This is a genomic window from Faecalibacterium sp. OM04-11BH, assembly GCF_003482185.1.
GTDB lineage: Bacteria > Bacillota > Clostridia > Oscillospirales > Ruminococcaceae > Faecalibacterium > Faecalibacterium tardum.
Genome location: NZ_QULS01000002.1, coordinates 168,775 through 181,777, shown reverse-complemented (window position 1 = coordinate 181,777; position 13,003 = coordinate 168,775). Strand labels below are relative to the sequence as shown.

The window sequence follows — 13,003 nt, the reverse complement described above, 5'->3', positions numbered from 1 at the left end:
TAAACAGACGGGAAAGAAAACGCAGCAGACGGGTGCAGTTTCGCCAAAAAAACCGGGAAAATTTCTACATCCGCAAAATGATGATTTACCCAGATAAAACGCGCAAAACGATGAATCGTTAAAAATTTGGCTTTCCATAAGCGATGGATGTTGAATCGCATGGATTTTTATAGAATCCCTTGCATTTTTTTGCCAGCTTCTGTATAATAAATATAATTTTGAAAGCTCACACAGACAACCAGGAGGTCTAATTATGGCTTCAAAGATCAATAAGGGAGAAATCCTCGCCAAGTTCTTCGATGACGGGGAATACACTGCACTGTTTGCTGATGGTGCAGTGAGCGCTGCCTGCGGCTATGCTGCAGGTCAGCAGGCTTACGCTGTTTATCAGAACGGCGAGGCTGTCACCGTAAAGGATGTTGAAAAGAACATCAAGGTTCTGGAAATGGCTGCACAGACCGGCTGCCCGGTGGTCACTTTCTATAACTCGGTAGGCGCAAAGCTGGCCGAGGGTCTGGACGTGCTGACCGCCAGCGCAAAGCTGAATGCACAGATTGCAAAGGTCTCCGGCGTTGTTCCGCAGGTGGCCGTTGTTCTGGGCGTCTGCGGCGGCACCAGCGCTTTGAGCGCTGCCAACGCAGACGTCTGCATCATGGCCGAGGGCGCAGAGCTGTTCTTCACTGCTCCGTTCACCTCCGCTGCCAAGGGCGATAAGGTTGCCGATGCAGGCAGCGCCGCTGCTGCCGCAAAGGCAGGTGTGGCTTCCATCGTGGCTGCCGACGCCGCAGAGGCTGCTGAAAAGGCTGCTCATATCGTGGGTCTGCTGCCCGCCAACAACCTGACCGGCCCGGCAATCTTCGAGTTCGAGCAGCCTACCGCTGTTCTGGCTGCCGATGCCGAGCCCGCAAAGGCTGCTGCCGCTGTGATCGATAAGGACAGCGCTGTGGAGCTGTACGCAGGCTTTGGCAAGTCTGTCTACACTGCATTTGCAACCATCGGCGGCAACGCCGTGGGCGTTGTGGCAACCGGCAAGCAGCTGTGCCACAACTGCGTAGCCAAGGCTTCCCGCTTTGTGCGCCTGTGCGATGCCTTTAGCGTGCCTGTGGTCACCATCGTGGACACCGAGGGCTTTGTGCCCAGCGTTACTGATGACGTGGCTGGCGGCATCCGCGAGGCTGCCCGTCTGGCCGCTACCTACGCCGATGCTACCACCGCAAAGGTGGCTGTGCTGGCCGGTAAGGCTGTGGGTCCTGTGTACACCGCTCTGGCTGCTGCCGACCTGCGCATCGCTGTGACCGGCTGCACCGTCAGCGCACTGGAGCCCAGCGCCGCTGTCAGCGTGCTGTACAAGGACGAGATCGATGCTTCCGACAACATCATTGCCGCCACCAAGGCAAAGGCTGCTGCCTACACTGCAGAGGTGTGCAGCGCTGCCAGCGCAGTGGATGCCGGTGCTGCCGATATGAGCTGCGATGCCGCCAATGTGCGCGCCAGCGTTGTGGCTGCACTGGAGCTGCTGAGCACCAAGCGCGCCGCCCGCCTGCCCAAGAAGCACGGCAATATGGCCCTGTAAGCGTCCGAATGTAAGTTAATTGAGTTCGATTTTGAATTGGAGGATCCTTCCATGAAGTACTACAATATTACTGTCAATGGTGTTGCTTACAGCGTTTCCGTTGAGGAAACTGCCGCAGGCGCTGCTCCTGTTGCCGCTGCTCCCGCCGCACCCGCCGCACCCAAGGCCGCTCCCGCTCCCGCAGCTGCTCCCAAGGCAGCCGCCGGTGCCGCCGGTGCTGTTACTGTCAAGGCTCCCATGCCCGGCAACATTCTGGATGTCAAGGTCGCTGCCGGTGCTTCTGTCAAGGCCGGTGACGTGCTGGTCATCCTCGAGGCCATGAAGATGGAGAACGAGATCGTTGCTCCTCAGGATGGCACTGTGGCTTCCATCAACGTGAACAAGGGCGATACCGTCAACTCCGGTGACGTTCTGGTTTCCATGAACTAAGGAAGAGGTGACAACCATGGCAAAAAAGCCGATCAAGGTGACCGAGGTCGTCCTGCGTGATGCGCACCAGTCTTTGCTGGCTACCCGTATGACCATGGACGAGATGCGCCCCATCCTGCCCGAAATGGACAAGATCAACTACTTCTCCGTGGAGTGCTGGGGCGGCGCTACGTTCGACAGCTGCATCCGCTTCCTAGACGAGGACCCGTGGGAGCGTCTGCGCATCCTGCGCAAGGAGCTGCCCCACCAGAAGCTGCAGATGCTGTTCCGTGGCCAGAATATGCTGGGCTACCGCCCCTACGCAGATGACGCTGTGGAGTACTTTGTACAGAAGTCCGTTGCCAACGGCATCGACGTCATCCGCATATTCGACGCTCTGAACGACCCCCGCAACCTACAGACCGCCATCAAGTCTGCCAACAAGGAGGGCGCTCATGTGCAGGGCTGCATCAGCTACACCCTGAGCCCTGTGCACAACAACGAGTACTTTGCAGCCTACGCCAAGACTTTGGAAGAGATGGGCGCAAACTCCATCTGCATCAAGGATATGGCCGGTTTGCTCACTCCCTATACCTGCTATGATCTGGTCAAGAAGCTGAAGGAGACCGTCAGCATCCCTGTGGATATCCACAGCCACTACACTGCTGGTCTGGCTTCCATGTCCATCCTCAAGGGCATCGAGGCAGGTGCCGACATCGTCGATACCGCTATGAGCCCCCTGAGCCTTGGCACCAGCCACATGCCCACCGAGAGCTTGGTGGCTGCCCTGCAGGGCACCGATTACGACACCGGTCTGGATCTGAAGCAGCTGAACGTCGTGCGCGCTTACTTTGCAAAGCTGCGTGAGAAGTACATTGCCAACGGCCAGATCAGCCCCAAGAGCCTGGGCGTGGACGCCAACACTCTGCTGTATCAGGTGCCGGGCGGTATGTTCTCCAACATGCTCAAGCAGCTGAAGGATGCCGGTAAGGAAGATAAGCTGGACGAAGTGCTGGCCGAGATTCCCCGCGTCCGTGAGGATGCAGGCTATCCGCCGCTGGTCACCCCCACCAGCCAGATCGTTGGCACGCAGGCTGTGTTCAACGTCATCATGGGCGAGCGCTACAAGATGGTTACCAAGGAGTTCAAGGGTCTGGTCCACGGCGACTACGGCAAGACTCCCGCTCCCATCAAGCCCGAGTTCACCAAGAAGATCCTTGGCGACGAGCAGCCCATTACCTGCCGCTTTGCCGACACGCTGGCTCCCGAGATGGACAAGCTGAAGGCCGAAGCTGCCAAGTGGGCAACGCAGGAAGAGGACGTTCTGACCTACGCAATGTTCCCGCAGGTCGCACCCAAGTTCTTCGATAAGCGCAATGCCAAAAAGCAGGGCGTGGACGGTGATCATGTGGACTACACCAACCAGTCCCATCCTGTCTGATAAATAAGTCCCTTTCAGGGCTGCTGCACAAAATGCTGTGCGGCAGCCCTTTTTTGTGCAGTCGGCAAAGGTGCAGGGCGCACTCTGTCGCGTAATACCGGAAAAACTTCTGCTTACACATTGACTTGCAGCCTAATACCTTTTATAATGGTTGGTATAGCCGTACAATACAACAAATGATGTGGAGGAAAATGCTATGCGAAGCATCCCGGAGCAGCGCATTGCTGAGTTTCAGGAGCAGGATTATCAACTGTATTTTGGCATTTCAAAGCTGGAATTTGACCGGATGCTTCAGGCCCTGCATGAGGCTTACCGTCAGGAGCACAAGCGCAAGACCCGTTTTACCAAGATCTCCATGATGGACAAGCTCATCCTGACCTTGATCTATCGCTACGAGTACCGCACGATGGAAAGCATTGCCAAGGAATACGAGGTCTCTCTGGATACCATTGCGGACAACATCCATTGGGTGGAGCGCACGCTGCTTAACGCGGATATCCTGCAAACCAGCGTGACCTGCGTTTATAAGACGAACTGATGTTATAACCCTGCGTGAAAACGCGGGGTTATAATTTTTACAGCGAAAAGCTGCTAAAAGGCAGTAACTGCCGCAGTCATGTTATTTTGACTGCGCAGCAGTAAAAAATGGGAATTGTGTTTTTTGCGCGGATGCAGTCTGCACCTTGAATTTTTCAGAAAAGAATAGTAAAATGATGCTATATGTATCGTAACATGGGCTTGTGTGCCCAAAGCGGATACCTATACAGAAAAACCGAAGTTAAACCGCAAAAGAATAGGAGCTAGTATGATCTTAAGCATGACCGGTTTCGGCAGGGGGACTGCCGTACTCAATGGCCGCGAGATCACTGTGGAGCTGCGCAGCGTGAACTCCCGCTATTTCGAGTATTCCTCCCGCATCCCGCGCACCTGCAGTTCTCTGGACAGCCGCCTGAAAAAACAGCTCAACCAGCGGATCTCCCGCGGCAAGGTAGAGCTTAGCATGACCGTGCAGAATGTGGACGCGGCAGATACCGTGGTCGCCGTTAACATGGAGCTTGCCCGCAGCTATCAGCAGGCCATGCGGGACCTGTCCGAGCAGTTGGGGGTCAAAAATGATGTGTCCACCGCCGTTCTGACCCGCTTCCCGGATGTGCTGACCACCCGCCACGCCGATGTGGACGAGGAACAGCTGTGGCAGGATGTGTCTGCCGTTACCGCGCAGGCACTGGATCGCTTTGTGGAGATGCGCGCTGCCGAGGGCGCCAAGATGAAGGCAGACGTGGAAAGCCGTCTTGTGTTTCTGGAACAGTGCGTCGGCAAGGTGGAGAGCCTGAGTGCAGGCCGGGTAGAAAACTACACCAACCGCCTGTACGAAAAGCTCAAGGTCATCCTGCAGGATCGGGACATTGATGATGCCCGTGTGCTGACCGAGGCCGCCATCTTTGGCGATAAGACTGCCGTGGATGAGGAAACTGTCCGTCTACGCAGCCACATTGCACAGTACCGCGATATCCTGCAGCTGGACGAGCCCGTGGGCCGCAAGCTGGATTTCCTGACGCAGGAGCTGAACCGCGAGACCAATACCATCGGCTCCAAGTGTCAGGATCTGGATATCACCCGCATTGTGGTGGATATGAAGGCGGAGATCGAAAAGATCCGCGAGCAGATCCAGAATCTGGAATAATATGTTGTGGAGGAGCCTATGAAACTCATCAACATCGGCTTTGGCAATATGGTCAGTGCAGGGCGCGTGGTGGCAGTCGTCAGCCCGGACTCTGCACCGGTCAAGCGTCTGGTGAAGGAAGCGCGCGAGCGGGGAATGCTGATCGATGCCTCTTATGGCCGCAGCACCCGTGCGGTTCTCATCATGGACTCCGATCACGTCGTGCTGTCCGCTCTTCAGCCCGAAACGGTGGCAAGCCGCGCCGCAGGGCAGGAGGGCAGAACATCAATGGAGGAAGAAGCATCTCATGGCGAATGATAAATTTCTGTTTGTAGTTTCCGGTGCAGCCGGTACTGGTAAGGACAGCGTGGTCAAGGCACTGCGCGAGGCACACCCCGAGATCGAAAAGACCGTCTCTGCCACCACCCGCACCCCGCGCCCCGGCGAGCAGGAGGGTGTGGACTACTACTACCGCACTCGCGAACAGTTCCAGCAGCTGCTGGAAAACGATCAGGTGGTGGAGCACAACTTCTATAACGGCAACTACTACGGCACCCTGAAATCTGAGGTGGAAAAGCGGCTGGAAGCCGGTAAGGTGGTCGTGCTGGTCATCGATGTGCACGGCGCTGCCAATATCCGCCGGATGTTCCCGGGCGCTACCACCGTGTTCCTGCTGCCGCCCTCTGTGGAGGAGCTGGAGCATCGCCTGCGCGGCCGCGGCACCGAGACTGAGGAAAGCATTCAGGAACGTCTTGCCACTGCCCGGCAGGAGCTGGCTGAGCAGGATAAGTTTACTGTAAAGCTGGTCAATAATCAGATCGAGCCCTGCGCCGCAGAGCTGTATCAGGTCATCTGCCAGCGCGCCGGGCTGCAAGGCTAAAAATCAAGCGTTGAAGGAGTTGGACGAATGCCCAAGACGGTAGGCGTTGCCGTCAGCAATGCGACCTTCCATTTTGATAAGCTGTATACCTACGCTGTTCTGCCGGAGCACCAGAATGCGGTGCGTCTGGGCAGTATGGTGCTGGTGCCCTTTGGTAAGGGCAGCCGCGCCCGCATGGGCGTGGTACTGGCCTGCGATGCCGAGCCGGAGCACTCCAAGCTCAAATATCTGTTCGATGTAGCCCCGGCCTCGGCCTGTCTGACACCGGAGCTGCTGCGGCTGGTGCATTTTTTAAAGGAACGCACCTTCTGCACCTACTACGAGGCCGTCAAGGCGGTCATTCCGTATGGTGCGCAGTATAAGCCCGCCGTGGCGGCAGACGGTGTGACCCCGGTGCTGCAAAAGCAGCTTACCCGCCACACCGAAAACGCCTATAAGCTGGTGGGTACACTGCCGCAAAAGCCAAAGCCTACGGCAAAACAGCTGGCAGCGGTGGCGCTGCTGAGCGGCGGCCCTCGCACCCTGAACGAGTTGGAGGATAAAGGTATCAGCCGCGCGGTGCTGGATAATCTGTGCACCAAGGGCGTGCTGGAATGCAGCAAGGTGAATAAGTCCATCGACCTGTACGCCTCCATCCCGCTGCGCAACGACCCCATCACCCTCACGGAGCAGCAGCAGTCAGCCTACGACACGCTGCTGCCCAAGCTAGAAGATGCCGCGCCCCATTCGGCGCTGCTGTACGGCGTGACCGGCAGCGGCAAGACGCTGGTATTTTTAAAATTGATTGCCCGCTGTCTGGAGCTTGGCCGCAAGGCGCTGGTGTTGGTGCCGGAGATCAGCCTGACCCCTCAGATGATCCTGCGGCTAAAAGGGCAGTTCGGCCGCCGCGTGGCGGTGCAGCACTCTGCGCTCAACCACACCGAGCGCCTACTGCAATGGCAGATGATCCAGGACGGCGGCGCAGATATCGTGGTCGGCACCCGCAGCGCAGTGTTTTCGCCGCTGGAAAACATCGGCCTTATCATCATTGACGAAGAGCAGGAGCACACCTACCGGTCGGAATCCGCGCCGCGCTACTCTGCCCACGAGGTCGCCCGGCAGCGTGCCGCCGAAAACGGCGCACTGCTGCTCCTGGCCAGTGCCACCCCCAGCACCGAGAGCTTTTACGCTGCACAGAACGGACGCACCCAGCTGGTGCGCCTGACCAAGCGCTACGGCGGCAACCCGCTGCCCAGCGTGCAGATCGTGGATATGCGGGCAGAGCTGGCTGCGGGCAACCCCCGGGAGATCAGCCTTGCGCTGGAGGACGCCATCCGCCGTAATCTGGAGGCAGAAAAGCAGACCATCCTTTTGCTCAACCGCCGGGGCTATCAGACCATTGCCCAGTGCGAGGACTGCCGCGAGGTGCTCAAGTGCCCCAAGTGCAGCGTGCCCATGGTGTACCACAAATCAGCGCATAAGGTGCTGTGCCACTACTGCGGCTCCCAGCAGGAGCCGCCGCCCACCCTTTGCCCGGCCTGCGGCGGCAAGCTGCAGTACCGGGGCTTTGGCACCCAGAAGGCCGAGGAGGAACTGGCAAAGCTCTTCCCGGAGGCGCGGGTGCTGCGCATGGATCAGGACTCTACCGCCGCCAAGGACGCCCACGAAAAGCTGCTTGCCAAATTTGCAGCGCATGAATACGACATCATGGTGGGCACCCAGATGGTGGCAAAAGGTCTGGACTTCGAGGACGTGACCCTTGTGGGTGTTCTGGGCATCGATTCGCTGCTGTTTGCGCAGGGCTTCCGGGCATACGAGAACGTGTTCAGCCTGATCACACAGGTGGTGGGACGCAGCGGCCGCGCAAAAGAGCCCGGCTTTGCCATCATCCAGACCACCGACCCGGACAACCCAGTGCTCACCCTTGCCGCCGCACAGGATTACGACGCCTTCTACGAGCAGGAGATCGCCTACCGCAAGCTCGGCTTGTACCCGCCCTTCTGTGGGCTGTGCGTCATCGGCTTTGCCGGTGCAAAGGAGAACGAGGTAGCGCGTGCTGCTGCCCGGTTCTCGGTGCTTTTAGGGCAGCAGGCGGCAAAGCAGCCGGATCTGCCCCTGCGCATTCTGGGTCCTACGCCCGGCAGCATTGAAAAGATCAACGACACCTACCGCTATAAGCTTACTGTCAAGTGCCGCAACGACCGCCGCTTCCGCGACCTTGTGCGTGCTGCACTGGCACTGTATGAAAAAGAAAAACTGCCGTCCAAGGCATCGGTCGTGGTAGACCTGCACTCGGACGGTGACATCTGAACGGTGGATTGTAAAATGGATAAAATACGCATTAATGATATTCTGAACTTTAGCAAAGAAGAGATTCCGAATGTACGCGTGAAATTCAATATTTACAATGGTTACGATGATCCGTTGGAACTTTATAAAACTGACCCGGATGAAGTAAATATCGACTGGTTTCTGTGGCGTGACCGCCGCCGTTATTTTAGTGTAGGACAAACGGCAATCTGCTTTTTAAAAATCGGAAATGATACATGGCTCATGACGTGCATCAAGACGATAACCGGGGAGAAAAAAGTTGATGAAACAAATGGCGGTGTTGGTTACGAGGCGCAGGATGATGCCCGTTACGGGAAATATTTCGGACGGCTTGTTCTGCGTTATCATAATCCCTGCCGTACAATGGGGCGCACTTATGCGTCAGTAATGGACGAGCTGGAAGTTCTTGAGATTTTAAACGACCAGTTCACTGGCGAGGATTTTCCGGGTTATGAAAATGTACGGCTGAGTTATCGGCAATTGAAAAATGTAATCGACCGGCATCTTCCGGGGTGGATCGCAGCGCTGCAAAACCAGAAAGCGGTCTATCTGATTACGGATAACAAGACCGGTAAATTATATGTTGGCTCTGCTACATCGCAGACGGGAATGCTTCTCCAACGTTGGTCAAATTATATTGCTGATGGCCATGGTGGAAACGAAGCATTAAAAGAGCTCGTAAAAAAGCAGGGCTTCGATTATGTAAAAGAAAATTTCCAGTATTCTATCCTTGAAAATTATAATGCAAGGATGGATGACGAATACATTTTGAGACGTGAGTCCTGGTGGAAAGAAACACTTCGGACAAGAGAGTTTGGATACAATAAGAATTAAAAGCTTGATTTGGAGGTACCATTATGGCTATCCGTAATATTGTTAAAGAAGGCGACCCCATCCTGAACAAAGTCTGCCGCCCCGTGACCAATTTTGACGACCGTCTGGCCACCCTGCTGGACGATATGCGCGAGACCATGATCGCCGCCGACGGCGTGGGTCTGGCTGGCCCGCAGGTGGGTATGATGCGCCGCCTGTTCGTGGTGTGGGACACCACCGACGCCCCGGAGGAGATCCCCGAGGATTACGAGTACAAGTTCATTGATTTTGTCAACCCCGAGATCCTCGCCGTTTCTGAGGAAGAGGAGACTGCCTACGAGGGCTGCCTGTCCTTCCCGGGGCATAACGGCGCTGTGACCCGCCCGGTTGCTGTCAAGGTGCGTGCGCAGGACCGCAACGGCGAATGGTTCGAGCTGGAAGCTGACGGCCTGCTGGGTCGCTGCATCCAGCACGAGAACGACCATCTGGACGGCATCACCATCATGGAATCCAGCGAGTACTTCTATGAGGATACCGAGGAAGGCAAAAAGGCCGCCCGCGAAGCGAAAGGAAACAACTGATGCGCATTTTGTTCATGGGCACGCCGGATATTGCCGCCGAGTGCCTGAAAGCCCTGTATGCCGCCGGGCACGATATCTGTGCCGTGTACACCCGGCGGGATAAGCCCGTCGGACGCAAGCAGGTGCTCACCGCACCGCCGGTCAAGGAGGTGGCTCTAGAGCACGGCACACCCGTGTTCCAGCCCCGCACCCTGCGGGACGGCAGCGAGGATGAAAACATCCGCGCTCTCGCCCCGGAGCTGATCGTGGTGGTGGCCTATGGCTGCATTCTGCCAAAGTCCGTGCTGGAAATGCCCCGCTATGGCTGCATCAACCTGCACGTTTCGCTGCTGCCGAAGTACCGCGGCAGCGCCCCGGTGCAGTGGTCGGTGCTGAACGGCGATGCCGAGACCGGCGTTTCCATTATGCAGATGGATGAGGGTCTGGATACCGGCGATGTGCTGTACTGCAAAAAGATTGCCATCGACCCTGAGGAGACCAGCGGCGAATTGTTTGACCGCGTTACCGCTGTGGGTGCCGAAGCTCTGTGCGAGACTATTCCTCAAATCGCCGCAGGCACCCTGATGGCTGTGCCGCAAAAGCACGAAAACGCCACCCTTGCCCCCATGCTGAACAAGGAGATGGCAGAGTTCCACCTGACCGACACTGCCACCCATATCCACAACTGGGTGCGCGGCATGAATCCCTGGCCGGGTGCATGGTTTATCACTTCCGGCGGCAAAAAGCTTAAGGTGATGTCCTGCCGCGTGGCTGCCGCCAACGGTGAAGCCCCCGGCACTGTGCTGGCTACAAAGCCCCTGACCGTAGCCTGCGGCGAGGGTGCCATCCAGCTGCTGGAAGTCGTGCCGGAGGGCAAAAAGCCTATGGACGGCACTGCTTTTGCAGCGGGTCTGCGCCTGAAAATGGGGGATAGCCTCTGATGGCGGCAAATCCGCGTGCGGCAGCAGTTGCCGCACTGGTACGGCAGGAGCAGGACGGCTTTTCCAATCTGGTGCTGGACGCAGAGCTCAAGCGCCAGAAGCTGGAAGGCCGGGATAAGGGCTTTGCAAGCGCCATCTTCTACACCGTATTGGAGCACCGCGGCACGCTGGACTATATTCTGGAGCAGTTTCTGCCCAAGGGTCTGGCGAAGCTGGATGCCCCTGTGCGGGAAATCTTGCGCGCCGCTCTGGCACAGGCGCGCTATATGCAGGTGCCTGTCTCCGCTGCGGTGAACGAAGCGGTCAAGCTGACCCGCACCTTTAAAAAATCCAGCGCTTCCGGCCTTGTCAACGCTGTGCTGCGCAAGGCCTGCGGCTATGATTTAGACGCTGCCGTCTTTACAGACGAGATCCAGCGCCTGATGGTTTTAGGCTCTGCCGGGCGGGATGTGGCAGAATTCCTCCACAAAAACTACCCGGATGAAGCACTGGGCATCCTGACCTATCAGGCCGATGGCGGTCTGACCAGTCTGCGTGCAAACCCCCTCAAGGCCAGCGCTGCACAGCTGTGTGCGCTGCTTACAGAGCAGGGCGCAGCAGAGGTGCGGCAGGGCATCGTGCCCGGCAGTGTGCTGGCACGGTTCGCGGGCAGCCCGGCAGATAACGAGCTGTTCCGGCAGGGGTACTACCATGTGGAGGGGCAGGCCAGTCAGCTGGCAGCCCTTTGCGTGGGCGCAGCCCCCGGTGAAACGGTGCTGGACCTGTGCGCTGCCCCCGGCGGCAAGACGATTTTGCTGGCCGAGCAGATGCAGGGCACAGGAACACTGTACAGTTGCGATGCAGCCGAAAACCGTGTGGGGCTGATCCGCACCGCGGTAGACCGCATGGGCTTTACCGGGGTGCACACCCTGTGCAATGATGCCACCAAACCGAACCCTGCACTGCCCATGGCAGACCGCATCCTGACGGATGTGCCTTGCAGCGGCTTGGGCATTCTGGCAAAAAAGCCGGATCTCCGCTATAAAAAGCTGGAAGCTGCCCGGCAGGCAGAACTGCTTGCCACACAGGCGGCAATTCTGGATACCGCTGCGGCGCTGCTCAAGGCGGGCGGGCGGCTGGTCTACTCCACCTGCACCATCGACCCGGCAGAAAATCAGCAGCAGATCGCAGCCTTTTTGCAGCGCCACCCGGAATTTGCGGTCTGCGCACCGGATGTGCTGCTGCCCGCCGGGATGACGGCAGGGGAGTACGGCTGCCTCTCAGTGCCCACTCGCACCGGCATGGACGGTTTTTTCCTGTGTGTGCTGCAAAAAGCCGCCGGAACGCAATAACCACGACTCTCTGAGGGTCGTATCCTGTTATAGGAGAACAGAATGGAACAAAAACGCTGTATTTCTTCCCTGACGCTGGCAGAGCTGACCGCAGAGCTGAAAGCTCTGGGGCAGCCGGGCTTCCGGGCAAAGCAGATCTTCCACTGGGTACACCAGAAACTGGTCACCGAATTTTCTGCCATGACCGACCAGCCCAAGACCCTGCTGGCAAAGCTGGAAGAAACCTTTTATATCGCTGCACCGCAGATCGAACGCCGTCAGGAAGCTAAGGACGGTACTGTGAAGTATCTGCTGCGCATGGCGGACGGCAACTGCATCGAGACCGTTGTCATGCGCTACCACTACGGCAATACCGTGTGCGTGTCCACGCAGGTGGGCTGCCGCATGGGCTGCCGGTTCTGCGCCTCCACACAGGCGGGGCGGGTGCGCAACCTTGAAGCAGGCGAGATCTGCTCTGAGATCTACACTGCCCAGAAGGATATCGGCGAGCGTATCTCGCATATCGTGCTTATGGGCATCGGCGAGCCGCTGGATAACTTTGACGAGGTGATGCGCTTTTTGGAAAACATCACCTCGCCCGAGGGCGTCAATATCGGCATGCGCAATATCAGCCTTTCCACCTGCGGTCTTGTCCCCAAAATCGACCAGCTGGCGGAGAAAAAGCTGCAGCTTACCCTTTCCATCTCGCTGCACGCACCTACCAACCAGATCCGCAGCAGCATGATGCCGGTCAACGATGCCTACCCGGTGGAGCAGCTGATCCAGACGGTGCGCCGGTATCAGGAGACCACCGGCCGCCGGGTCAGTTTTGAATATTCCATGGTGCGCGGTGTCAATGATTCTGATGTCTGCGCAAAGCAATTGGCAGACCTGATCCGGGGCATGGGCGCGCATGTAAATCTGATCCCCATCAACCCGGTGGACGGCAGTCCGTATTCTGCTACGGATGCAGCCAATGTGCGCCGGTTCCAGCAAAAGCTTGAAAGTCTTGGCGTAAACGCCACGGTGCGCCGCCGCCTTGGCAGCGAGATCAGTGCCGCCTGCGGCCAGCTACGCCGCGACGAAATGAACGGCAAGGCATAA

13 protein-coding genes are annotated in these 13,003 nt (G+C 57.6%); all 13 read left to right on the top strand.

Annotated features, from left to right (window positions below; translation table 11 throughout):
• The first annotated feature begins 253 nt into the window (after positions 1 to 253).
• The 13 genes from DXB44_RS02645 (at position 254) to rlmN (ending at position 13,003) form a co-directional block, all read left to right on the top strand.
• A complete protein-coding gene (locus tag DXB44_RS02645) occupies positions 254 to 1,573 on the top strand; it encodes a carboxyl transferase domain-containing protein (RefSeq protein WP_118657637.1) in 1,320 nt (439 codons plus the stop codon).
• A gap of 51 nt (positions 1,574 to 1,624) precedes the next feature.
• Entirely contained in the window at positions 1,625 to 2,002 is a 378-nt protein-coding gene (locus DXB44_RS02640; RefSeq protein ID WP_118657636.1) for a biotin/lipoyl-containing protein, read from the top strand.
• Between the two features lie 16 nt (positions 2,003 to 2,018).
• Positions 2,019 to 3,422, top strand: a complete 1,404-nt coding sequence (locus DXB44_RS02635; protein ID WP_055184465.1) for an oxaloacetate decarboxylase subunit alpha — start codon at positions 2,019 to 2,021, stop codon at positions 3,420 to 3,422.
• 196 nt (positions 3,423 to 3,618) lie between these two features.
• Complete coding sequence (locus DXB44_RS02630) at positions 3,619 to 3,960, top strand: DDE transposase family protein (RefSeq protein ID WP_055184463.1); 342 nt, start codon at positions 3,619 to 3,621, stop codon at positions 3,958 to 3,960.
• A gap of 267 nt (positions 3,961 to 4,227) precedes the next feature.
• Entirely contained in the window at positions 4,228 to 5,106 is an 879-nt protein-coding gene (locus tag DXB44_RS02625) for a YicC/YloC family endoribonuclease (protein WP_015538477.1), read from the top strand.
• Positions 5,107 to 5,124: 18 nt separating this feature from the next.
• Positions 5,125 to 5,403 carry a DUF370 domain-containing protein gene (locus DXB44_RS02620; protein ID WP_055184460.1) on the top strand — a complete coding sequence of 93 codons (279 nt, stop codon included), beginning with the start codon at positions 5,125 to 5,127 and terminating at the stop codon, positions 5,401 to 5,403.
• Positions 5,393 to 5,965 carry a guanylate kinase gene (gene gmk / locus DXB44_RS02615; RefSeq protein WP_055184458.1) on the top strand — a complete coding sequence of 191 codons (573 nt, stop codon included), beginning with the start codon at positions 5,393 to 5,395 and terminating at the stop codon, positions 5,963 to 5,965. The genes DXB44_RS02620 and gmk overlap by 11 nt, the downstream gene beginning before the upstream one ends.
• Before the next feature lie 27 nt (positions 5,966 to 5,992).
• A complete protein-coding gene (gene priA / locus DXB44_RS02610) occupies positions 5,993 to 8,254 on the top strand; it encodes a primosomal protein N' (RefSeq protein ID WP_118657635.1) in 2,262 nt (753 codons plus the stop codon).
• A gap of 15 nt (positions 8,255 to 8,269) precedes the next feature.
• Positions 8,270 to 9,109 carry a GIY-YIG nuclease family protein gene (locus tag DXB44_RS14755; protein ID WP_118657634.1) on the top strand — a complete coding sequence of 280 codons (840 nt, stop codon included), beginning with the start codon at positions 8,270 to 8,272 and terminating at the stop codon, positions 9,107 to 9,109.
• Between the two features lie 23 nt (positions 9,110 to 9,132).
• Complete coding sequence (gene def, locus DXB44_RS02600; protein ID WP_005926004.1) at positions 9,133 to 9,669, top strand: peptide deformylase; 537 nt, start codon at positions 9,133 to 9,135, stop codon at positions 9,667 to 9,669.
• A complete protein-coding gene (gene fmt, locus DXB44_RS02595) occupies positions 9,669 to 10,589 on the top strand; it encodes a methionyl-tRNA formyltransferase (RefSeq protein ID WP_118657633.1) in 921 nt (306 codons plus the stop codon). The genes def and fmt overlap by 1 nt, the downstream gene beginning before the upstream one ends.
• On the top strand, positions 10,589 to 11,920 hold the full coding sequence (gene rsmB / locus DXB44_RS02590; RefSeq protein ID WP_118657632.1) for a 16S rRNA (cytosine(967)-C(5))-methyltransferase RsmB: 1,332 nt from the start codon (positions 10,589 to 10,591) through the stop codon (positions 11,918 to 11,920). Before fmt ends, rsmB begins: the two co-directional genes overlap by 1 nt.
• Positions 11,921 to 11,962: 42 nt before the next feature.
• Positions 11,963 to 13,003, top strand: a complete 1,041-nt coding sequence (gene rlmN, locus DXB44_RS02585; RefSeq protein WP_055184449.1) for a 23S rRNA (adenine(2503)-C(2))-methyltransferase RlmN — start codon at positions 11,963 to 11,965, stop codon at positions 13,001 to 13,003.